The 22,599-nt window shown below is 69.3% G+C and carries 19 protein-coding genes; 8 read left to right on the top strand and 11 right to left on the bottom strand.

Going from position 1 to position 22,599, the window contains the following annotated elements:
• Window positions 1–23: 23 nt before the first annotated feature.
• The 5 genes from HUA76_RS12730 to HUA76_RS12710 are packed head-to-tail and all read right to left on the bottom strand — an operon-like array spanning window position 24 to window position 2,749.
• Window positions 24–302, bottom strand: coding sequence for an HPr family phosphocarrier protein (locus HUA76_RS12730; RefSeq protein WP_141647096.1), 279 nt, complete (start codon window positions 300–302; stop codon window positions 24–26).
• Window positions 303–322: 20 nt separating this feature from the next.
• Window positions 323–1,090, bottom strand: a complete 768-nt coding sequence (locus HUA76_RS12725) for a PTS system mannose/fructose/sorbose family transporter subunit IID (RefSeq protein ID WP_141647097.1) — start codon at window positions 1,088–1,090, stop codon at window positions 323–325.
• Window positions 1,087–1,803: a PTS sugar transporter subunit IIC gene (locus HUA76_RS12720; RefSeq protein WP_174454265.1), complete on the bottom strand. Its 717-nt coding sequence runs from the start codon at window positions 1,801–1,803 to the stop codon at window positions 1,087–1,089. The genes HUA76_RS12725 and HUA76_RS12720 overlap by 4 nt, the downstream gene beginning before the upstream one ends.
• 4 nt (window positions 1,804–1,807) lie before the next feature.
• A complete protein-coding gene (locus HUA76_RS12715; RefSeq protein WP_141647099.1) occupies window positions 1,808–2,293 on the bottom strand; it encodes a PTS sugar transporter subunit IIB in 486 nt (161 codons plus the stop codon).
• 33 nt (window positions 2,294–2,326) lie between these two features.
• Window positions 2,327–2,749 carry a PTS sugar transporter subunit IIA gene (locus tag HUA76_RS12710; protein WP_141647100.1) on the bottom strand — a complete coding sequence of 141 codons (423 nt, stop codon included), beginning with the start codon at window positions 2,747–2,749 and terminating at the stop codon, window positions 2,327–2,329.
• Between the two features lie 417 nt (window positions 2,750–3,166).
• On the opposite strand from HUA76_RS12710, the gene HUA76_RS12705 reads away from it, so the two are divergent.
• The 3 genes from HUA76_RS12705 to HUA76_RS12695 all read left to right on the top strand — a co-directional run bounded on the left by HUA76_RS12705 (window position 3,167) and on the right by HUA76_RS12695 (window position 5,944).
• Window positions 3,167–3,664: a peroxiredoxin gene (locus tag HUA76_RS12705; protein ID WP_141647101.1), complete on the top strand. Its 498-nt coding sequence runs from the start codon at window positions 3,167–3,169 to the stop codon at window positions 3,662–3,664.
• Between the two features lie 515 nt (window positions 3,665–4,179).
• Entirely contained in the window at window positions 4,180–5,250 is a 1,071-nt protein-coding gene (locus tag HUA76_RS12700; RefSeq protein WP_371823465.1) for a M35 family metallo-endopeptidase, read from the top strand.
• A gap of 121 nt (window positions 5,251–5,371) precedes the next feature.
• Complete coding sequence (locus HUA76_RS12695; protein ID WP_174460962.1) at window positions 5,372–5,944, top strand: protease; 573 nt, start codon at window positions 5,372–5,374, stop codon at window positions 5,942–5,944.
• Between the two features lie 39 nt (window positions 5,945–5,983).
• Here the strand turns inward: HUA76_RS12695 and HUA76_RS12690 are convergent, their stop codons facing one another.
• The 3 genes from HUA76_RS12690 to HUA76_RS12680 all read right to left on the bottom strand — a co-directional run bounded on the left by HUA76_RS12690 (window position 5,984) and on the right by HUA76_RS12680 (window position 9,118).
• Window positions 5,984–7,072 carry a 6-phosphofructokinase gene (locus tag HUA76_RS12690; RefSeq protein ID WP_141647104.1) on the bottom strand — a complete coding sequence of 363 codons (1,089 nt, stop codon included), beginning with the start codon at window positions 7,070–7,072 and terminating at the stop codon, window positions 5,984–5,986.
• 89 nt (window positions 7,073–7,161) lie between these two features.
• Entirely contained in the window at window positions 7,162–8,082 is a 921-nt protein-coding gene (locus tag HUA76_RS12685; protein WP_141647105.1) for an NAD+ kinase, read from the bottom strand.
• A 25-nt stretch (window positions 8,083–8,107) separates the two neighbouring features.
• Window positions 8,108–9,118 (bottom strand): SPFH domain-containing protein, encoded by a 1,011-nt coding sequence (locus tag HUA76_RS12680; RefSeq protein WP_174454262.1) that lies wholly within the window; start codon window positions 9,116–9,118, stop codon window positions 8,108–8,110.
• Between the two features lie 498 nt (window positions 9,119–9,616).
• On the opposite strand from HUA76_RS12680, the gene HUA76_RS12675 reads away from it, so the two are divergent.
• The 5 genes from HUA76_RS12675 to HUA76_RS12655 all read left to right on the top strand — a co-directional run bounded on the left by HUA76_RS12675 (window position 9,617) and on the right by HUA76_RS12655 (window position 15,835).
• Window positions 9,617–10,324, top strand: a complete 708-nt coding sequence (locus HUA76_RS12675) for a metallophosphoesterase family protein (RefSeq protein ID WP_174454261.1) — start codon at window positions 9,617–9,619, stop codon at window positions 10,322–10,324.
• A 93-nt stretch (window positions 10,325–10,417) separates the two neighbouring features.
• Window positions 10,418–11,212: an imm11 family protein gene (locus HUA76_RS12670; RefSeq protein WP_174460961.1), complete on the top strand. Its 795-nt coding sequence runs from the start codon at window positions 10,418–10,420 to the stop codon at window positions 11,210–11,212.
• A 208-nt stretch (window positions 11,213–11,420) separates the two neighbouring features.
• Complete coding sequence (locus HUA76_RS12665) at window positions 11,421–12,563, top strand: serine/threonine-protein kinase (RefSeq protein ID WP_174454259.1); 1,143 nt, start codon at window positions 11,421–11,423, stop codon at window positions 12,561–12,563.
• A 57-nt stretch (window positions 12,564–12,620) separates the two neighbouring features.
• Entirely contained in the window at window positions 12,621–13,673 is a 1,053-nt protein-coding gene (locus HUA76_RS12660; RefSeq protein WP_174454258.1) for a PEGA domain-containing protein, read from the top strand.
• Between the two features lie 89 nt (window positions 13,674–13,762).
• The gene (locus tag HUA76_RS12655) at window positions 13,763–15,835 is read left to right on the top strand and encodes a TonB-dependent siderophore receptor (RefSeq protein WP_174454257.1); all 2,073 of its coding nucleotides are present in this window, start codon (window positions 13,763–13,765) and stop codon (window positions 15,833–15,835) included.
• Window positions 15,836–16,067: 232 nt separating this feature from the next.
• Here HUA76_RS12655 and HUA76_RS12650 read toward each other — a convergent pair whose 3' ends face one another.
• The 3 genes from HUA76_RS12650 to HUA76_RS12640 form a co-directional block, all read right to left on the bottom strand.
• A complete protein-coding gene (locus HUA76_RS12650; protein WP_174460960.1) occupies window positions 16,068–20,939 on the bottom strand; it encodes a hypothetical protein in 4,872 nt (1,623 codons plus the stop codon).
• A 48-nt stretch (window positions 20,940–20,987) separates the two neighbouring features.
• A complete protein-coding gene (locus tag HUA76_RS12645) occupies window positions 20,988–21,962 on the bottom strand; it encodes a peptidoglycan-binding protein (RefSeq protein ID WP_217439543.1) in 975 nt (324 codons plus the stop codon).
• 72 nt (window positions 21,963–22,034) lie between these two features.
• The gene (locus HUA76_RS12640) at window positions 22,035–22,466 is read right to left on the bottom strand and encodes a hypothetical protein (RefSeq protein WP_174461206.1); all 432 of its coding nucleotides are present in this window, start codon (window positions 22,464–22,466) and stop codon (window positions 22,035–22,037) included.
• Window positions 22,467–22,599 lie beyond the last annotated feature (133 nt).

Below are 22,599 nucleotides of genomic sequence, written 5' to 3'. Positions count from 1 at the left end.
TACCGCATTTTCATTCTCACCCGTCACTTCGACTCGCCAAAACGGTCGGCGATGAGCTTTGCCAGCTCCTGGAGACACGCCTCGGCGTCGTCTCCCTTACACGTCAGCTTCACCTGGACCCCCTGGGCCGCCGCCAGCATCAGCACGCCCATGATGGACTTGGCGTTGGCCCGCTGACCCTGGGCCTCGATGAGGACGTCGCTCTTGAAGCGGTTGGCCACCTTGACCATCTGCGCCGCCGCCCGGGCATGGAGCCCCAGCTCGTTGATGATCTCGTATGTTCCTACAGCCTCGGTTGCCATCGCGACTCCTACCTCTCGTCTTAAAGGAAGGCACCCGCCGCGCCGGCCAATATCGCCGCGAGGTAGAGCACCACGTAGTTGGGCACCCGACGGCTGACCAGCACGTAGGATGCAACCCCCAGGGCCAGGCACCCGGCCGCCAGCAGGGGCGCATGCGCCCCACCCGCGTTGGCCCCAAAGGACACCGCCAGCCAGGCCGCGAGCCCGCCAGCGCACAGCGCCGCCACCGTCCTGAGCCGCGCCCCCCGGGCTGGCAGGTTCGCCCGCGCCACCGCCTCCACCAGCCGGTCTCCCAGGGTGAGCCCCAGCCAGTACAGCCGCACCCGCAGGAGCAGGTGCACCAGATTGTAGAACACCAGGAACACCGGCACCGCCCACAGCCCCATGAGCGGCACCAGCGCGGCGCCCACCGCCCCGGCCGCGGGCTTGAGCGACAGCCAGAAGAAGCCGTCCCCCAGCGCGGCCAGCGGCCCCATCAGCGCCGCCTTGAAGGCCACGACCTTGTCCGGGGTCTCCTCGCCCCGGGCGATTCGCTCCTCGTGGAAGACGACTCCGCCGACGATGGCCGCGGCCACGTAGGGGTGGGTGTTGAAGAAGACCAGGTGCCGGCGGACGGCCTCCTCGCGCGCGGCGCCGGACGCGTACAGCCGCTCCAGTGCGGGGAAGACGGCGTAGGCCAACCCCAGGTTCTGCATGCCCTTGGGGTTCCACGAGGCCTGGAGGAAGAGCGAGCGCATGAAGACGCGCAGCAGCACCGTCCAGGGCAGCGGGGCGTCGGGAGCGCTCACGTGCGCTCCTGGAGCAGGAAGAAGACGACCGTCACCGTCACGGCCGCCGCGCCCAGCGCCGCGTAGAGCGGAGCGCGCCTGGCGTGGCTGCCCTGCGCGGCGATGGCCGCCGCCACGGAGGCCATGGCGGGCCACGCCCACGCCAGCCCGCGCACGAGCATGGGGGGCATCGCCTGGAGCAGCGGCTCCACGAAGAAGCCGGCGAGCGCGCACAGCGACGTCAGCACGCCGTACACCACGAAGTGCGGCCACATGCCCCACAGGTTCTGCCGCATGGCGCGCGTGAGGTCGCCGGCCTCCGCGGACGACAGGGCCACGCGCGCGAGCCTCGCCGTATACCCCTCCAGCAGCCGGTCCGCGCGCCGCCCCACCCGGCCCATGCCGATGAAGAGCAGCACCGCCAGGGACCAGATGGCCGGCGTGGAGCCCGCGCCGGAGGCCAGGGTGATGGTGCCCGCGGCGGCGCTGGTGGCGGTGGCCGCCAGCGTGTCGTTCTCCGGCAGCGCCGCGCCCAGGTTGGCGGTGCCCAGGAAGAACAGCTCCAGCAAGAGGCCCACGCCCAGCCCGGAGGGCACGTCATTGAGGAGCAGCCCCATGACGGTGGCGGCCACGAGCGGCCGGGACAGCATGGCCTGGAGGAACGCCTTGCGCTCCACGGCCACCAGTCCGCCCCACACTCCCGCCAGCGCCACCTGGGTCCAGACGACGCTCACGCGCTCACCCGGCCTTCGCCCACCGCTCGGACAGGTCCGGCAGCTCCACCGGCTTCTCCGCCGGCACCGCGCGCGCTTCCACGCGCACGCCCTGCTCCGCCAGCTGCTGGAGGGTGCGCAGCTCCGCCTCCGCCAGGAACACGGACGGGGACACCTGCCGCCGGCCGGTGCCGAAGTGGACGTTGCCCAGGTTGAGCTCTCCCAGGTTCAGCCCGTGCGCGTACGCGAAGGGAACGGAGGCCACGTCGCGCAGGAGCACCAGCGTGCGCACCCCGTCCTTGGACAGGGCCGCGAAGTCCACCTGGGACAGGGGGAGAATCTGCACCTCGATGGCGCTCTGCACCGCCAGCGCCATGGCGGCGCGGATGAGCGGGCTGGAAGCAGCCTCGTCATCCGCGACCACGACGCGGGACACCTTGAGGTGGGGCAGCCAGGCCTCGACGACCTGGCCGTGGATGAGGCGGTTGTCGACGCGGACCAGGGTGATCACGGCAGTCTCGAATCGCCGACCCGCGCGGGTCCGTCAAGTTCGCGGTTGCTGCTGGGCCTCGCGAAGCAGGGCGGATGCACAGGTGATGTTGCGCTGACCATGGGATGCCAGCTGGTTGGCCATCTCAGGGAGGGTGAGCTGCTCGGAACGAAGCGAGTTGGCCTTGAGGAGCATGGGCAGGTTGACGCCCGCCAGGACCTCCAGGTTCATGCGCTGACACATCATCAGCGACTCCTTACAAGGCGTACCTCCGAACAGGTCCGCGAGGATGATGACACCGTCACCGGTGTCCACGCGCGACACTGCCTGCTTCATCTTCGCGCGGATGTCCTCGACAGGAGTCCCCGGCTCGATGTTGCAGGTTGCCACCGCGGGGAGTTTCCCCACGATCTGTTCCGCGGTGGAGACCAGCTCCTCCGCCAAACGCCCGTGCGATGCGACGACGAGGCCGACCATGTTCACTCCTGACCAACCCCCCGGAGATCGCGTCCTACGCCTGAACACGACGTTGCGCAACTCCGGCGAAAGTTTCCGCCCTGTACCCTAGATAAGCTCTCACGTCTTGTCTCGAAAGGTAAGACGCCATTGCCTCCCGTGCCCGAAATTTCGGGTCCGGCCTCGCGCAGGGCTGTCGCCTGCCGGACGGGGGAGCGCCGTCGCATCCCCCACGTTCATGAGATGCGGAGGGGGTGGTGGAGATGCTTCGCGCCAACAAGCGCGCGCCCACGCCCCCCACACCCTCGGGCAGCGAGGGTGCAGGCACCCCACTCAGTGGGAGGGCTCGTCCGCAAGCTCGCCCCTCCCCTCGGGGCATGGTTGACTGCCACACCTGGGGCACGCCGGGCCCCACCTCCGGCGATGCGGGAGGACTGCGTGGCGAACCAGAAGCTGCTGAAGGCCGGGGATGCGCTGCCGGACGTGACGCTGCCGGGAGCGGGCAACCAGCCGGTGCGCCTGCGCGACCTGGCCGGGCAGAAGGTGCTCGTCGTCTACTTCTATCCGAGGGACGACTCGCCGGGTTGCACGGTGCAGGCGTGCGGCTTGAGAGACCAGTACGAGGACTTCGTCGCGGCGGGCGCGGAAGTGGTGGGCATCAGCGGTGACTCCTCCGCGTCCCACCAGGGCTTCGCCGCCAAGCACCGCCTGCCCTTCGTGCTGCTCAGCGACGAGAAGGGCGAGGCGCGCCAGGCCTTCGGCGTTGGCACCTCCTTCCTGGGCATGCTCCCCGGCCGCGTGACGTTCGTCGTGGACCGCGCCGGAGTCATTCGCGACAGCTTCGAATCCCAGATTCGCGTGGGCGAACACGTGCGGCGCTCCCTGGAGCTCGTCCGCTCGCTCGCCGGTGAAGCCGCTCCCGCCACAGGGAAGTGATGGGGTGGATGCGCGGGTGCGCGCCTCGGAATGTCGCGGCCGCACGGGCGCGTCCCATGCGCGAACACGTTGCGCGGCCCCCGGGGCAGCGCACCCCCGCTCCACCGCGCCAACCCCGCGAAGCGCCTGGGTTTCCGCCCGCGTAAAGCCCGTGGCCCATGCCTTGCTCTTGTGTCCGGATGCCACGCGATGACCGCGCGGCACGACGCAAGGAACACGGCCATGAACACCCAACCCGAAAGCTTCTACGACACGGTCCTCTTCGCGCTCGGCCCCGTCGTCCTCGGCTACGCCGCGTGCATGGTGGCGCTGCTCGTGTCGTACGCGCGCCCCTAACCACGCCCACGTGTCGGGGCCTGGACGGGATTCCTTGGGAAGAGATATAAGCAGAATACCGCGACAGGACCGCATTCTCTGAATGAGGGCCGCCGCGCACTCCGCGAAGTCACTCCCAAGCATTCCCCGAAAGGAAGTCCGACATGAGCTTCAGCTCAGGTGGTCGCCTCAATTGGTGGATGGGTGCAGTTGTCAGTGTCTCGCTGCTGGGTGCCTGTGGTTCGCCAGAGGAGCGGGCGGGAGAGGTCCCCGTCGAGGCCGAGACGGCGCGAGACGCGGTCGCCGGAGATGTCGCCGTGAAGTTGTCCACGCCGCGCCAGTCGCTGGCCGCGCGTGAGGGCGTGAGCGTGACGGTGACGCTCACCAACGTGTCGAAGGACACGGTGCGCCTGCTCAAGTGGCACACGCCCACGGAGGGGCTGAAGGAGGACCTGTTCGCCATCACCGTGGACGGCGCGGCGGTGGAGTACCAGGGCCGGCACTACAAGTGGGCCACGCCGGTGGAGAGCGACTTCCTGCGCATGGCCGCGGGCGAGAGCGTCTCGTACACGGTGGACCTGGGCGAGACGTATGACTTCTCGCGCACGGGCAACTACAGCCTGCGCTACGACTCGGACGCGCACGACTCCACCGTGGGCCACGAGGGCATCTCCCAGCTGCGCTCGGACAGCCTGAACCTCTTCGTCGAGGGCCGCCCCTTCGTCGACGTGGGCGCCGACCAGGACGGCACCGTCTCCTCCATGGCGCTGTCCACCGCGAACTGCACGGCCGCGCGGACGACCCAGGTGACGACGGCGTTCGCCAACGCGAAGACGATGTCCACGAACTCCATCAACTACCTCGTCAATGGAGTGCCGCCGTACCTCCGGTACACCACGTGGTTCGGGACGTACAGCGCGGCCAACAAGACCATCGTCCAGAACCACTTCAACGCCATCCTGAGCGGCTTCAACAACCAGTCGGTCATCGTCGATTGTGGCTGCACGGACAGCGCCTACGCGTACGTCTACAAGAACCGTCCCTACCGCATCTACGTGTGCAACGCCTTCTGGCCCGCGCCCGCGACGGGCACGGACTCCAAGGCCGGCACGCTGATTCACGAAATCAGCCACTTCACCGTGGTGGCGGACACGGACGACCACGCCTACGGACAGAGCGCCTGCAAGAACCTGGCGAACTCCAGCCCGACGAACGCGCGCGACAACGCGGACAGCCACGAGTACTTCGCGGAGAACACGCCCGCGCAGTAGTGACGGGCCTCCAGTGACATGATGTGACGCGAAGCGGGGGCGCGGCCGGGCGCCCCCGTTTTGTTTTCCGGGCGGCGCGAGGCCTCGGGCCCCACGCCGTCTTCCGAGGGCGGAGCAAACCATGACGCGTGGACATGTGGGCCGCATCGCGCTGCTGACCCTGGCCATCACCGGGGCGGGCTGTGCGTCGCGCAAGGAAGAGACAGCGCCGCCAGCGGACGCGCGGCAACAGGAGGAGGCAGCCGTGGCGAAGACGCTGGAGTGCTCGCTGAGCGGCCCCGCGCAGGTGAAGGCGGGTGAGCCGGTGGAGCTGGTGTTCAAGCTCACCAACCCCACGAAAGAGCCCCTGTACGTGCTCAAGTGGCACACGCCACTGGAAGGCATCCGCAACGACATCTTCACGGTGACACGCGCGGACTCGGCGGCGGAGCTCTCCTACGGAGGTCCGATGATGAAGCGCGGGCCACCGGATGCGTCCTCCTACGCGACCATCGCCCCCGGGGAGTCGGTGGAGGGCACGGTGGACGCGGCGCTCGCATACGGGCTCCAGGAGCCGGGCACCTACCGCATCACCTTCCGGGGACCGCTGATGGACGTCACCTCCGACCAGGCGAAGGTCCCCGCCCTCGCGGGCGAATACGAATACCACGACGTGGCGCTGAAGTGCCCCGAGGTCGTCGTGACTGTCACGTAGGTCGCGAGGTGGAGGCGCGACGGGGCGCTCGCGCGCGGGCTACAGCGCGAGCACGCCCTGCACGGACTCCATCATCCGCACGCGCCGCTGGGTGACGGGGCTGCTGCCATCCAGCAGCGCCGCCGTCTCCGCCAGCACCTGCTCCAGCGGATAGCGCTTCACGTACGGGTCCGGCGTCGTCTGGCCGCCGGGCACCGTGGACTGCCAGCCCACCATCAAGTCAGTGGCGCCCTCCAGCGCGGCCTCCACGGCGGCGAACGCGAGCCGGCCCGCAATCATCCGGTCATGGTGGGTGGGACTGCCGCCGCGCACCAGGTGGCCCAGCACCATGCCGCGCGCCTCCACGCCCTTCAGGTCCTTCAAGCGCTCCTGGAGCCGCGAGACGAGCAGCGGCGTGGGCAGCTCCACGCCCTCCGCCTTCAGCACGAGCACCCGGCGCTTGGTGCGCCCCTCCGCGAGGTTGCGCCGCACCAGGTCCTCCAGCGCCTGGAGGATGTCCGCCTCGCCCCTGCCCTGCTCCCGGAACAGCACCGCGTCGGCGCCCGCGGAGACGGCCGCCGCCATCGCCAGGTAGCCGCAGTGCCTGCCCATCACCTCGACGATGAAGGCCCGACGGTGGGCGCGCGCGGTGTCGGAGATGCGGTCGCACGCCTCCACAATCGTGTTGAGCGCGGTGTCCACGCCGATGGCGGACGCGCTGCAGCCGATGTCGTTGTCGATGGAGGCGGGGATTCCGACGATGGGCGTCTTGCACTCGCGCGCCAGCAGGTGCGCGCCGGTGAGGCTGCCGTTGCCGCCGATGACGACGAGGCCCGACAAATCCTCCAGCCTCCGAGCCGCGTCCGCGCGTCCCTCCGGCGTCATGAAGCGCTGGCTGCGGGCGCTGCCCAGGATGGTTCCCCCCAACTGGCCGCTCGCATCCAGCTCCGGCTCCGGCACCAGCGGGCCACCCTCGCCGTCGGGCCGGGTCAGCTCTCGGAAGCGGCCCTCCATCAACCCCTCGTAGCCGAACTCCACGCCCAGCACGCGCACGCCGCGCACCGCCGCCACGCGCACCAGGGCGCGCAGCGCCGTGTTCATCCCCGGCGAATCCCCGCCAGACGTCATCACCGCGAGTGTCCTGGCCATGAGCCTCTCCTCGTGCGTGTTCCAGCGCGGGACGCCGCGAGCGTCCGTGAGGCCTCACCATAGCGCGAGGAACACGGCCCCCGTGAAGCTCAGCCCACCACCAGCCGCGCGCGCTGCCGCGCCGGACGGATGTGCGCCCGCGCCCCCGCGCCGAAAACCAGGAAGTCCTCTTCCATCCCGTCACTGAAGATGACGCCCCCCGACGGCATCCTCGACTCCAGCACCAGCTCCTGCTCCTCCGTCACGAAGCCGCCCACCACCTCCGCGCCCGAGTGACGACTCACGAAGGGCTCGCGCACCACGAAGGCCAGCCGGGGCTCCTCCCACCCCAGCCGCCACGGCGCGCCCGGCACGCCGCCCGTCTGCGCGGTGAGGCTCCGGGCCAGGGTGAAGATTGAGGACAGCCACCCGCTGGAGCCCGCCCCCGTGGACACCAGCACGCCACTGGACGACTGCGACTCCTCCTGTCCGCCATGGCTCAACCTGTAGCGCGCCGACACGTGCGTCCGGGCGCCGATGAACAAGTCATTGAAGGCCAACAGCCGCTGCCCATCCTCCAGCCGGGCCTCCGCCAGCGTGACGCCGCGCAGCCGGGCCTTGCCCTCGAGCACCTTGCGCACCGCGCCACGCGCCCCCGCGACTTCGTAGGGCAGGAGCACGCCGTCGAAGCGCTCCGGGTCCGGATTCACGCCCACCAGCGGCTGCTCCCCCACGTACTTGGCCACGTTCGCCACCAGCCCGTCCTGCCCGGCGACCACCACGATTTCCTTCCCGCTGAAGAGGAAGGTGGGCACCAGGCCCCGGTCCACGTGCTGCACGGGAAGCCCCACGTCCAGCGAGTCGCGGAGCCGGTCCACCGCGCGCACGTAGGCTTCGTCCTCGCGCTCGAACTCCTCGAAGTCCTGCCCGGCGTGCTCCACGTAGAACTTCGCCTGCTTCTTCGTGTTGAAGCGCTCCACCAGCCCCGCCAGCCGTGTGCGGCGGGTGACGAGCAGGATTTTCTCGAACATGGCCCGGCCCTCCCCTCGTGGTGACTCAGCGCTCGCGGGCAGGCCCCTGCGTGGCATTCCGAGGGGTGTCCCTCGGCGGCTTCGCACCCGCGTTCATCAGCGAGTTCAAGAGGTCCGGAGACACGTTCAGCTCGCCGATGCGGTGCGCGTTCTCCGCCATCTCCCGGAAGGCGAGCGCGATGTTCAGCGCAGGGTCCCCGCCGCTCGCGGACGTGGCCATCAGCGTCTTCCAGTCCACCCCGCGCACCGGCGCCAGCGTCTTCTCCAGCGCGTAGGCCCGCGCGTCGGCGGCCTGCTTCTCGTTCTGCGCCCAGCGCTCCATCAGCGCCGAGCGCTGCTCCTCCACCGCGATGTCCCCCGCCATCTTCGCCTCGCGAATCTGCCGCTGCCGCTCCTGCACGGCCAGCTCCGTCGCCAGCTCGCTTTCCTTGATGCGGCGCTCCTGCTCCACCGCCGCGTTGCGCCGCGCGTAGATGGCCTCGTCCGCCTGGCGCTGCAGGCCCTCGCGCGCATCGGCCTCCAGCGCCCGCGCCATCTCCGGCGTCGGCTTCGCGGACAGGAGCGAGAACGCCATCACCTCCACCCCCAGCGCCCGGATGGGCTCCGCCGCCGAAAGCGACGCCAGCACCTGGGCTTCAATCGTCTGCGCCCCCACCAGCACCTCGCGCAGCGCCATCCCCTGCACCACCGTGCGCGCCCGCACCTGCGCCACCTGCACCAGCCGCTCCGGCAACTTCTCCGGGTCCTCCGAGCGATACCGCCCCGACGGCCCCAGCGAGTAGTCCAGGAGCGACGACAGCTTGCGCGCGTCCGCCACCCGGTACGTGAGCTGCCCCTGCAGCGTCACCGCCTGGAAGTCCCGCGTGATTTCGTTGAACGCGAAGGGCACGTCCACGCTCGACAGCGGCACGCTCACCAGCGTCGCGGACGGCTTCCAGTAGAAGAACGAGAGCCCCGCCCCCTCTCGCACCACCTGTCCCCCCTCGAACTGCATCACATACGACGTCGGTGCCGCCTTCATGTACCCGATGACCATGCGCCCACCCTCGCTGCTTCGTGTACCTTCGACACATACTTAGTGTCCAATTAACACAAAATCAAATCAAAGCGACGGAGCGGTCCACCGGCCCACGCGCGGTCGGCGCCCGTCACCGCGAAGCGGAAGGCCGTGCGTCGCCTCGACAGGGGTCCAGGGCGAGGATGCGCTGCTCGGCCACCCCACTCCCGGCCCGGCACGTCATCACCGCGTCAGGGTCGATTCCCGAGCCGCTGAAAATCCGGGGGGCGACAAAAGAAGGTCTTCAGTCGTGGACGAATGGGGCGCGCGTGCGCAGGGTTGCGGGGAAGCCCTGGTCCGGTTCCTTCGGGACGAAGTCGGCGGTGAAATCGCCAGGAGCAGCATGCCTCGACACCAAGGGACGACTCGACGCCCCAGGCTGGGAAGCCACGCGACACACCCGCTCGGGCGAATCATGCCGCTCGCGGCCCGCCGCCCCCGGCCCCGCCCTTGCAAATCCACGGGAGGGGACATGCCATGCACATCGCGGTGATTTCGGACCTCCACCTGGGCAGGCGCGACGTGGCGGACCATTTCGGCCACGAGGACTCCGCCTTCGCCCGCTTCCTGCGCGTGCTGGAAGGCAACTTCGAGCGCATCGTCCTGCTGGGCGACATCTTCGAGACGCTCACGTCCCGGGCTCCTGGCCACCATGCGGCCGAGCTGGCCGCCGCGCGCGCCGCCCATCCGGAGCTGGTGCGCCGCTTCGCCGAGCCGAGGTACCACTACATCCACGGCAACCATGACCTGGTGGCCGGCGCGGTGCTCGGCGCGCCCGAGCAGCTGGTGCTCGAGGCCGACGGCGTCAGGATGTTGTTCACCCATGGGCACCACCACGACTGGGTCATCCGCAAGGCGCGCTGGTTCTCGGAGGCCGCGGTGTGGACGGGCGCGTGGCTGCGGCGCATGCACCTGCGCGCGATGTTCCGCATGTTCCAGGCCATGGACGCGCGCCTGATGCACGCGGTGCCGGACCCGGCGCGCTGCACCTTCCAGCAGTGGGCCCTGGCTCGCGCCAGCGACAGCGCCGCGGACATCGTCGTCACCGGGCACACCCACCTGGGCATGCGCGTGGAGCACGGCAGCCGGCTGTTTCTCAACAGCGGCACCTGCTCGGAGGGCCAGTTCTCCTTCCTCAGCCTGGACACCCGCGCCGGCCAGTACGCGCTGCACACCACCTGGTAGTGCACAGGCCGGCCGGACGCGGAGGGGGCGACGGGCCGGGCCCCCTCACGTTCCGCTCGCTCCCACCCGGGACGGGCGAAGTAACATCGCCGGATGTTCAGGCGGCTCACCCAAGCGCTCCGGCTTCTCGCGCGGAGCATCCCGGGTCCGAGCTCCGACGAAGGGTCTCCACGCGGCGGCGAGGTACCTTCCGAGGAGGCTCCGGACCGCGCCCGCCGAGCACCCGCCGCCCGCCGCGCCTCGCAAGCCCCGGACCGCGCGGCCCGCTACTTCGACCTCCACGACGACTTCCGCACCCCGGACCGGCGCGAGCTGAGCGACCCGGTGTCCCTGGACGGGCGGAAGATGAACTCCGTCTGGTTCTTCACCTCCGGCGCCGCCGTGCCGCACCGGGGCCGGCTGAAGCTGACCGCCGAGCCCCCCGGCCGCCCCCTCGACTTCTCCCTGGCGGGCGCGGGCCTCACCCCCGTCGTCCACGCCTCCGTGGCCGCCATCTTCCGGGAGCTCGCCCCCGACGACGTGCAGCTCATCCCCGTGGAAGTCGAGCGCGAGCCGGAGTCGTTCTTCATCCTCGTCGCCACCCGCCTGGTCCGCTGCCTGGACGAGACCGCCTGCGCGGAGGTCTCCCACTACACCGCCGAGGACGGCCCCCCCGAGCGCGTGGGTCACTACCGCACCGTTCGCGGCCTGCGCATCGACCCCGTGAAGACCGAGGGCGCCCGGGTGCTGCGCACGTGGGGCTGGCCCGTCAGCCTCATCGTCTCCGAGGGAATCAAGGAGGCCCTGGAGCACGCCGGCGTCTCCGGCGTCCGCTTCGCCGAAGTCACCCCTCCAGCCGCCCCCCGCAAACGCCGCCGCAAGTCCCGGAGCAAGCCGCGCCGGGGCTGACCCACCCGACTTCCAGAGTTTGATGCCCAAAGTGCTTGACACCGAGGGGTCGTGAACTTGTGGGGTAGGTAAACCAACTGTATCTTTCTCGCCTTACAGCTAATTCCTGAGGCGAAAGTTGGACAGGCTCGACGCGCCAGTGCCGGTTCCCGCAGAGGACGTTTACTTCGGGAAATACAGAATTCTGCAACGGCTCGCGGCGGGTGGGATGGCGCACATCTTCCTGGCCTCCATCGACGGGCCGGACGGCTTCTCCAAGCCGTGCGTCATCAAGCGGGTGCTGCCGGAGTACGCGAACCTGGAGGCGTTCAGCCGGATGTTCGCGGACGAGGCGAAGGTCGCCGCGCTGCTGACCCATCCGAACATCGTGCAGGTCTTCGACTTCGGGAAGATTGATGGCCAGTACTACCTGGCCATGGAGTGGATTCAGGGCCAGGCGTTGGACCGGGTGCTGCGGCACGCGTGGAAGTCGCACTTCCCGCTGGGCCAGCGGGTGGCGGTGGACGTGGGCATCGCCGTGGCGGACGCGCTGGCGTATGCGCACTCGAAGACGCTGCCGGACGGCACGCCCCTGAAGCTGGTGCACCGCGACGTCACGCCGGGCAACGTGCTGGTGTCGCGCGACGGCATCGTCAAGCTGGCCGACTTCGGCATCGTGAAGAGCGCGGTGAACGTCGAGCGCACCAGCGTGGGCGTGGTGAAGGGCAAGTACGCGTACATGTCCCCGGAGCAAATCACCAACCGGGAGTTGGACCACCGCTCGGACCTCTACTCCCTGGGCATCGTCCTCTACGAAGCGTCCACCGGACGCCGGCTGTTCAAGCGCGAGACCGTGGAGCAGACCATCATCGCCGCCACCCAGGTGCAGGTGACACCGCCTTCACAGGTGTCACCGGGTTTCATGCCGGAGCTGGAGCGCATCATCCTGCGCCTGCTCGAGAAGGAACCCGACGCGCGATACCAGAGCGCCCGGGAGCTGGCCATGGACCTGGAGCGCTTCCGCGCCGCGCAGAACTGGACGTCGGGCGGGCGCGAGCTGGCCACGCTGGTGACGTCGCTGTTCCCCGCCGACAAGACGGGCCACCACAACACCGCGCTGTCCGCGTTCGGCTCGTCATCCACCAGCGGCATGTCCAGCGGCGGCGTGCCATTGGAGCGCACGCCGAACCCCAGCGTGCGGCTTGGACCTCCCGTGGAGGAGCGGACCTCTCCCACCACGCGCGGCCCGGTCGCGGACGCCGCGCTGGCCATCCCCGTGGACCTGGCAGAGCCGCCGTTCCCCTGGCCCATCGTGTTGACCGCGGGAGCCGCGGCCTGCGCCAGCGCCTTGTTCTGGTACTTCGTCGCCTGAGAATGACGGCCTTCGTGCCCGGGCTGACGTGGCGCATGCGGTGAGACCGAGAAGCGGATGAAACAGAAGACCTGGATTGCCGTCATCGTCGTCGGAACACTCGCCGTCAACGCCATGGCGTACGTCGTGATGCGCAAACGCCGCGCGACGGAGGCCATTCCCGCCACCGCCTCTGTCACGCCGCCCCGGCCTCCGTCAGCGACGACCGCGCCGCCACCGCCCGACCCCGTCACCGCCCCGCCGGTGGATGACGCGAGCGAGGGACTGGCCCGCGCGCGCCGGGCCGCCGGACTCGCCGCCCTGGAAGACCGCGACTACGACACCGCCGTCAGCGAGTTCACCGAGGCGCTGAGCCTGCGCAAGACGCCCGGCGGAGACCTGGTCGAGCTGTTGCGCATCGCCACCGACCTCCAGTCGCGCGAGCGCAGCCGGGGACGCGGAGAGCAGGCCAAGGCGACCCGGGAGCCCCCGACGCGGCAGACCGCCCGCTCGCGCGCCTCCAGGGCCGCCGCCGCTCGCGCGCAGCAGCAGCAACCCAGGGAAGAAACCACCGTGCTGGAGGAGCCTCGCGGCGGTCTTCTGCTGGTGACGTCCACGCCGCCGGGCCTCGTGGTGCAGGTGGATGGGAAAGCCGTGGACCTGACGCCCGCGCGACTGCCCCTGCGCGCGGGGACGTACCGCGTGGCGCTCGCACAGGGCGACCGCCGGCTGGTGGAGGAGACGGTGGAGCTGGAGGAGGACGGTGTGCGCTCCATCAACCGCGACCTCAGCGAGCAGCTGGCCCCACCACCGCCCGTCGCCGCGAAGCCCGCAGCGCCCGCTCCCCCCGTCGCCGCGCCCGCCGCCGCCGTGGAGCCTCCGCCCACGTCCGTGGCCACCGCCGCGGTCGCGAAGAGCGCCGCGACGGGCAGGGGTGAGCTCGACATCACCTCTCCGTCCCTCTACGGCGAGGTCTGGGTCAACAACCGTCCCTATGGCTTTCCCCCGCTCGTCGCCCAGAACCTCCCCGCCGGCCCCGCCCGCGTGGAGGTCCGCGTCAACGGCGAGGTGAAGCGTCGCATGAGCGTCGAGGTCGAGCCGGGTCGTCGCACGGCCGTCCGGGTGCGCTGAAGCCCCGCCGCGCACCGCTGTCTCCCATTCCTTTTCAGACGCGGGCCCTGGCCGCCCACGCCCCGTCCTTGCCCAGAGGTCCGCCCCCCATGCCGTTCCGCCCTCGCTGGCCCCGCCCCGTCCTGCTCTCGCTGCTGCTCTCCGCCACGCCCTCCGCCCTCGCCCAGTGGGAGCCGGAGACCTCCGAGCCCACCACCGAGGCCGAAGTCGCTCCCCCGCCGCCCGCGTCGGGACAAGAGGAGCTGCCGCTCGACGAAGAGTCGGACGTGCACAGCCAGGTGGCCTCGTTCGCGATAACCAAGCTGCGCGACTCGCCCGCCGTGGTGACGTCGATGACGACGGAGGAGATTCGCAACTCGGGCGCGCGCGACTTGATGGACCTGCTGCTCCAGGTGCCGGGCTTCTTCTTCGGCGTGGACGTGCAGGGCGCCGTCGGCCCGGGCTTCCGAGGGCTGTGGGGCTACGAGGGCAAGGTGCTGCTCGTCGTCGATGGCAAGGAGCTCAACGAACAGCTCTACTCGACGATGCAGTTGGGCAACGAACTGCCCATCGAGCTGATTGAGCGCATCGAAGTCGTACGCGGCCCCGGCTCGGTCATCTACGGCGGCAACGCGGAGCTGGCCGTCATCAACGTCATCACCCGGGGCGTGCAGGGCAGCACCGACTTGATGGTGTCCGGCACGTACGGGCAGATGGAGAAGGTCAACGGACGACGGAGCCTGACGCTGTCGGGACGCAAGGTCTTCGAGTCCGCGCCAGGCCTGAGCGTCTTCGCGTCCGCGTCGCTGGGCCAGGGCCAGCGCAGCGATGCCCTGTTCCAGGACTTCTTCGGCAACACGGCGGAGATGGGCGGCAACACCAAGCTCAACCCGACGACGGTGCAGGCGGGCGTGGGCTACCGGGACCTCCAACTGAGCGTGCTGTACCAGCGCTTCGCCACGTCGGCCATCATCGCCTTCGACGAGGTGCTGGACGCCCCCGCGGCCACCGACTTCGAGTCCTTCCACGCGGAGCTGAGCAACCGGTTCCGTCCGAGTGAGCGGGTGGAAATCATCCCCCGCCTCAACCTGACACTCTCCGAGCCGTTCCGCGACGCGGACCAGGCCTCCGAGTTCTATTACGAGAAGCAGGTGATGCGGCTGCGCGGCCGGACGATGGCGCGCTGGGCGGCGCTGGACGTCCTGCAGCTCACCGGCGGCGTGGACGTGGCGTCGGACCAGGGCAAGCTCAGGGGTCCCGCGGACGTGGGGCTCCAGACGGCCTTCGGCGAGGACGGCGCCACCAGCGTCTCGTACCTCAACGTCGCGGGCTTCGTGGAGGCGTTCTCGGAGAACCCCATCGTCACGGTGGTGGCGGGCGCGCGGTATGAGAACCACAGCGACTTCGGCAGCTCGTTCGTCCCCCGGCTGGTGCTCTTGCGCGGCTTCGGTCCGTTCAGCGCCAAGGCGCTCTTCAGCCGCGCGTTCCGCGCGCCGGGCATCGAGAACATCAGCCTGGGCGCGGACGTGAAGCCCGAGCGCACCACGGTGTACGAGTTGGAGGGCACGCTGCGCTTCGGTGACGGCCACGCGCTGAGCGCCAACGCCTTCGACGTGGGCGTGTCGGACCCCATCATCTACTCGTACGACGCGGCGACGAACGAGGAGGCGTACCGCAACCTGGGACGGCTGGGCAGCCGGGGCGTCGAGCTGGACTACCACGTCAAGGGGAGCTGGGGCCGCGTCGCGCTCAACTACTCGTTCTACGCGCCGTCGGGCCGCAACGACGTGGCGGACTACCAGGTGCCCGGGCACTCCAACGCCTTCACCGGCATGCCCACGCACAAGGCCTCGCTGTCGGGCAGTCTCAAGGTGCAGCCATGGCTGTCCGTGAATCCCACGGCGGTGCTCGTGGGCCGGCGCTTCGCGGTGGACGTGCCCGACGACAACGGCGACTCGGCGGTGGAGGAGCTGCCCACGCAGCTCTTGCTCAACCTCTACGTGCGCGCGGAGGACGTGGGCACGAAGGGGCTGGAGATTGGCGCGGGCGTCTACAACCTGCTCGGCACGAACTTCCGCATCGCCCAGCCGTACAATGGCGGCCACGCACCGCTGCCCGTGTTCTCCCGCGAGTTCCTCGTCAAGCTCAGCTACCTGTTCGACCCGGGCCTGAGCGAGCTGTAGTCACGCCCCCGAGCCGGGTCCCACGCGGGCCCGGCCCCCGGACGCCGCCCCGAGCTCGGAAGCAGCCCGCGCGAGGCCGTCAGGCATGTCGCTCCCCAGACTCCGAGCCGCTGGCCTGTTGAACGGTGGGCGTCAGCGTCTCGGGAACTCACGGGAGAACACAGGCATGAACACCTCGCGAGAGGGGCCGGACTCGCGAGGGCGCCCACACCATCGCGACGCCAGTTCATCGTCATTGATCGGGTCTCTTCGGTCCCATTCTCGGGAACTTGTGGGGGCGCCTCGCGACGGGAGCGGACTCCCTCTCCTGCTCGTCTTGACTCGCGTCGTCTTCGACAGGAGCCGCGTCGTCTTCGACAGGCGCCGCGTCGTCTTCGACAGGGGCCGTGCCGTCTTCGACAGGGGCTTCGTCGTGGTTCACGTCGCGCCTGCGCTTGGTGCGCGCGCGCCCCCGGGCCACGCCCTCTCCAGCGGTGGTGGAAGAGGACAGGGAACTCGAGGAGCTGGCGACTTGCACCTCCTTGCAGCGCTGACACAGCCCCTCGAGCCTCCCGCGCAGATAGGCCAACGTCTTCGGCGCGTACACGTCCAGTTGGCCCAGCTCTGTTCCCAGGAGTATCTCGCCGTCGCTGTTCCGCGGGAGCACGAGCCTGCGGAACTGGCGACTCTCCACGCGGTCAATCAGCGCCCGCAGGTCCTCGTCGAGAATCGCCGTGTTCTGCGCATAGGTGGCATCGGACCAGCGCCCCATCGCCGGTGACGTCCCGCCCGAGATGCGCAGCGTCCGCAGGGGGACGACATTGGGAACACCCACGACGCTCGTGCTGGAGTCCTCACGGACGGACGGAGCCCGCTGCATCGCCTCCGAAACCTCCTGCACGTAGAGGTCCTCCTGATTGCGCGTCACCACCGACGGCACGAGCAGGGTCAACCGGGGGACGACCCGCACCTTCCCCAGCTGGGCGTTCGCCCAGTCGATGAGCTCCTGGATTTTCTGCTGCAAATGAGCCCACGTCCTGGGCGCGCCCTTCGGCAGGTTGGCGACCCCCGTGCCGATATCCAGCGTGTTGGACGCGAGGTTCCACGGCACGACGAGCGTCGTGTACAGGCCCTGCGTCAGGAGCCGGAGTGCCTCGGCGCAGTCGTCGTCGATGGCCTGCTGGTTCCTGGCGAAGTCCGTGTCGACCATGCCTACGCCAGGCACCCAGCACGTGCGCACCCCGAGCGCGTTCGGGTTCATGCGGATGATGGCCTGCGTACTGCTCTGGAAGTGTTTGTTCTTCTTCGACGCGTCGTTCTCACCGAAGAGAAAGAGCCCCCGTGGATGCCGGGTCGGCGTGTCGTGCTGGAAGTGGTTCGTGCTCGGCCAGAGGCATACGGGACCGGTCATCGCCGGGTCCGTCGAGGAGCCCCCCGCGCTCGAAGCCGTGCTGGACGAAGACGTGGCCGCTGACTGCGCGAGGGCCCTCAGCGCCCCTTCTCCACCTCGGCGGCGCCGCACGGCGAGGGCGGCGTACCGCTCGGGCGACCCCGCCACCGCGGGCCCCAAACCCTCCTCCGGGCATACCGCCTCGTAGTGCGCGTTCCTCAAATTGGCGAGCCGCAGCAGGGGCGCCGCCTCATGCCCCTCCTCACGGGGCACGAAGTCCACCTCGTCGCTCCAATATGCGCGGGCGCTCGTCCTGGCGAAGGTCTGGAAACGCACGCGGAACAGGTTGGAGACCGCCGCCAGCACCACATGGTCTCCCCACACACCGTCCCGGCTCATCGCCCGCAGGTACTGACTCCAGGCATCCACCCCGTTGACGCGCCGGTACGCCAGCTCGTTCGGCCAGCCCGCCCGATGCCAGTCGAGCAGCAAACCCATGTCCCGCCGGAACGTCTCCACCGACACGGGCCCCACCCGTGCTCCACCGCCCCCTCCCCGCCCGGCGAGCAGGTCGTCCAGGTGATTGACCGCCAACTGGCGCACCGTGCCGTGGTGCCGCTCGTCGCCGAAGAGAAGCTGAGCCAGTGAGCGGAAGAGGCAGTCACCTCCCCCTGCGTTCGGCTCGCGCCGCTGATGGAGGGACGTCAGGTGTTCATCCATCGAGATGGTCCGGACGGCGCTCCTGCGCCCTCCATCCGACTCTAGAGTCGGCCGCTTGCCCCAATAGGCCGCCGTGTCGAAGCCCTCCGCCCGGAGCGCGACGAGCGTCAGACGCACTTGCATGGCATCCGCCACCAGGCTGCCAGACCGCTCGTGCTCGGCCTCACCGACCTGGGCCGCCGCCTCCAGAATCTGGTCGAGCGCCCTGGCCGCCACCTCGTCGGACTCCGTGGACTTCTGGTAGGCGAGACACAACGCCTCCAGCCTCCGCATCTCCTCGGAGCCCCTGGGCGCCTCCGGGACCTCGGGGGGCAGGGCGGTCTCCTCGACGACCAGCTTTTCGCGCCCGTCGTAGACCAGCCTCAAATCAGAGACGAGCGGCATGTGGTCGCTCATCTTCTTCGCGTCCGCCATCAGGTCGACCCAACGCGCGTCGTCGCTGCCCTTCAGCGTGACACCCGCGCCGCGCAGCTGCCCGAAGATGCGCTCCTCCTCCTCCAGCCGCGCATCCTCCCTCTGGATGAGCTGCCAGAAAGGTCTCAGGTGCTCGGGCAGGAGCTCGCCGTGGATGCGAAAGAGCTTTCGCTCCTTGTCAGTGGCGAGGACCATCGGGAACGGGATGACGAAGACCGAGGCCTGCTCCAGCCTCCAGCCATCCGTGCGCGGCGAGTACACGAGAATCTTGTCATAGCCACTCGCGCCATAACGTTGCTGGGGCGAAGTCGCGAACGACTCGATGAGCCCCAACACATCCTCGACGGAGTTGAGCAACGATACCGGCTCGCCGCGCTCCGTCGTGGAGGGGTTGAACGGAAGGGCCTTCACCGCCGTGTTCAGCAGCGCGCGCAGGGACTGCTTGGAGCCACTGCCAAAGTCGTGGTCCGCATCGGACGCCCAGGCCGTGAAATCACTCACCGCGAGGGTGGAGCGCTCATCGGCCAGTGCGTAGAGATGACTGGCATTCGCGCCGGGCCCCAGCAGCGTATCGAAGAACCGGTGGAACGAGAGCTTCGGCTTGCAGTCGGCGATGTACGGAGTGCCATCGGGCGCGAGGCCTTTTTTGGGCCTCGCGGTGTCGATGTTCAAGTCGGACAGGACGATGCCCAGGGCCTTGGCCTGGCGCTCGGCCTTGCAGTACTCGAGGAAGGCTGAAAAGTCCTTGCCCCGGGCAGGCCCATTGTCAGCCTTGGGCGAGGGCGGATGCCACGCGATGACGCCTATCTCCGGAGCCGCTTTCACCTTGGCGAGCCGCACCGGAATCCGCAGGGGCTCTCGCTTGCTGAAGAGGCTCCCGGCCTCCTTCTCTCCACGCGCCAGATAGGTGCTGACGTAGGAGACGGCCTCCTGGTCGATGCTCACCTTGGAGGCGCGCCACAGGACACCGTACGCCTCATCCTGCGTATAGAGCCCCTTGACGGCCCCTTCGGGCACCTCTCGGGGCCACGACTCGTAGACCTCCACATGACGGGCCCGGCACTGGGCGTTCAGCGCATCACGGATGCGCAAGAACTCGCGCAACCCCGCATGGGTCGACGGCCCGTCTTCGGTCTCGTTCTTGCGCCGGGCATAGGCCGCGAGCTTCGACTGATAGAGCCGATTGAGGTGCTCGGTATTTGAACGAGACAGGATTTGTTCGAACTCGAACTCGCGCCCCTGCTTCCTGGAACGCGGCACCTCCTCCTTCGCGATGCTGAAGATGAACCCCTTGAAGAGTTCTCCGCAGTACGCGAGGAGCTGTTCGACGGCGAACTTCGCGAGCTTGTCGCGGGCAGTCCGCTCAGCTCCGAGTTCCGCATCCTCTCTCTCGGTGGTTGAGTAGCGCGGCGCGAAGGGCTGGAGCCAATCGTAGTACTCCTCTTCCACGAGCAACCGCACACAGTACGGGTGAAACTCCGCGATGAGCTTCGGGGTCTTGCGCTTCACATCGATTTCGGTCGCGACGAGCCGCGCGGCAGGGGCATCATCATCATCATCATCCGGCCCACCGAAGCGATCGATGAGCAGGGGCTCGCAAGCCTCCCATGCGGTTTCGATGCTCTCATTGAGTTCGTCGAGCCTCTCGGCATCGAGTTCTTGCGTCGTTTCGCTCCAATCCGGGTCGGGTGCTGATTCGGCCGTGACGCCCGGCCAGATGGCTCTGCGCACTCTCGTGGCGAAGATTTTCGCCAGGTCATTGGCGAACTCCGATTGCCACTCCCGGACAGCGGCATCCTCGGCATCCTGGGGGGCGACGTTCCTGACGGCGCTCGCGGCGGCCTTCTTTCTATAGCGCTTGGGCACCGGGAAGCGCTCCAACAGCGCGGTCAACGAATCGCCGCGCACGCGATTCGGCGGTGGCGGAACCGGCGGCTTGGGCTCAACCAGACGCAGGCCCCCCTTCTTCTTCAGCTCCAGGATGGTGACGAGGTCGGGGTTCGCCGCACGGATGACGTGCGCCAGGGCGTCGATGGTCCACTGCTTTCGGACCGCGGGAGTTCCGCTCGGCCCCCCTCCCAGGTCCGCGATGTTCCACAGGAGCACCCGGAGCGGGAAGCTCCGGTCGAGCACGGGCGCGTCAGCCACGGTGGTCTCCGCGCCGAGCGGGACACTCCGGACCTCGGACCGCGCGTCCCTCAGCGCTTCGGGTGGCGACTCCAGGGGCGGGATGACGACTTCGGAGGAGGACGCATCGAGCATCTGCGCATGCATCTGCTCGTTCGACAGCCGGTGCGAGTCCGTTGAATCAAGGCTCTCCAGCACCTTGTCGTACTCATCCCCCATGAGCGAAGCGAGGGTCTCATCGTCATCGGAGACCGCCTGGGCCCCCACGTCGATGGGTGGGAGTTCGTCATCGTCACCGAGCGGCTGGAGGTCCGCGTCGTCATCGTCGTCGACCGGCTGGACCTCATCGTCCACATCGTCCCAATCGTCACCGTCGGCGGCGGCCCAGTCGTTGTCATTCCCCGCGGCGGGGACGACAGGCAGGGGAGTGCCACAGGCGGCGCACCGGGGAGCGGCCTCCGCTCCGTCGTCCATGACTTCAGCGTGGCAGTTCGGGCATCGCATCGCGAAAGGCTCCCTGGATTACGAACGGTGAAGCAGGCCCAGCGCGGCGCGGGTCGCCTCGTCCACGTCACCGCTCGGAGGCAGCCCGAGCGCGTACTGAAACCACTCGACGGCCAGACGCGTCTTGGGCCCCAACTCCCCCTGCTCGCCTCCGCAGGAGAACCCCAGGTTCTCCAGGCGCTCCCGCAGCCCCTCCGGCGCGCTCGTCGACCGCAGCGCGACGAAGCGCAGCGTCAGGCGGCGCTCATCGGGGCGACCGGGCGCCACCGTCACCTCGCCCCTCACCGCGCGCTCCGGCAGCACCTGCACGACGCGCCCCTCGTCATCCGTCACGCCCTCCTGCGCGGGCAGCTCCTCCTCGTCATCCAGCCACACCTTCAGCAGATAGGGCTGGTGCGCGCGGGGTTGGTGCGCGCCGTCGCGCAGCACCAGCACCAGGGCCAGGGGAATGCCAATCCGGTGCACCACCTGCCGGTAACCTGTCTCCACGGTGACCCACTCCCGGGCGAAGGGCCGCGCCACGACGCGAGTGCCCGGCGCGGGTGCCACGTCGGACGCGAGCGCTTGTCCCGTTCGCGCATCCACGAGGCGCGATGGGCGCACTCCCCACCTCGCGGCGAGGACCGTGAGAGACTCGGTCCCCTCGCACGTCCAGGTGAGCGCCTTGGGCTGGGACGCCGGCCCCCATCTCGCGCTGGCTCCCGCCTCGCGAGGTGGCAGCTCCAACGCGCCGAGCACCCGCCACAACGCGGGCTCCACGTCGAGCAACCGCAGGCGATAGCGGCCTTCCTCCAACCCCTCGAACAGCGCGACGCCCTGCTCATCCGTGCGCGTGCGCAGGGCTTCATCCCCTGTCAGCCGCGTCAGCTCGAGCGCCACACCCGACAGCGGCGCCTCCCGGTCATCGACGACGACCACCTCCACCTGGCCCTTCCCGGACTCGAGTGGACAGGGGGCAATGGCGGCATCCGTCCCGGACGTGGGGGGTGGCATGGCAGTGGGTCCTCGCTCAGGCGTGCGTGTCGGGTCGGCCTGGGCGGCGGCGACATGCCCGTGCGACTCCGGTCAGGTGTCGGTCCCAGGCGGAGCATGGAGGAGGCGGAATGCCTCTTCCTTCCGTCGGTTCTGGAGGACCACGTCCTCGCGGCGGCGGCGCTCGTTCACCACCCTGCGAAGGCGCGCGACAGGGTCCGAGACGCCCGCGTCATCCAACCAGGTTCGCATCCAGGCATGAGGGCGTTGCTCCTCGAAGTCCGCGCCCAGCGACTCGGCGAGGCTGACGTAGAGCCGCACGTCCGCGAGCGCGAGGATGCCCCGGTCCACCGCCCGGCGAACCACGGGCCGCAGCCGCTCCCGCGTCCACGCCGGCTCCACACGAGCAGGCCCGGGCACGACAAGAGCCTGCTCCGCGAGAAGGTCCCCGACCCGCTGCTCGACCCGCGCATCCTCCGCGGAGAGCCGCAACGTGGTGATCTGCGACTCACGAATCCGCAACAACGGAGACACCCACGCCGGTGAAGTGACGCAGGATTATTTCCAGGACATCAGAGGAAAGCAAGGTACGGAGGCGTCTCGGACGGATTCATCCGGCGACGAGTCCTCCGCGACGAGGCAGGTGAAGACAGGCCTC

The sequence above is a fragment of the Myxococcus sp. CA056 genome, from assembly GCF_013336715.1.
Taxonomy (GTDB): domain Bacteria; phylum Myxococcota; class Myxococcia; order Myxococcales; family Myxococcaceae; genus Myxococcus; species Myxococcus llanfairpwllgwyngyllgogerychwyrndrobwllllantysiliogogogochensis.
The sequence above is the reverse complement of the archived record's forward strand: the minus strand, read 5'-3'. Positions and strand labels throughout refer to the sequence as shown.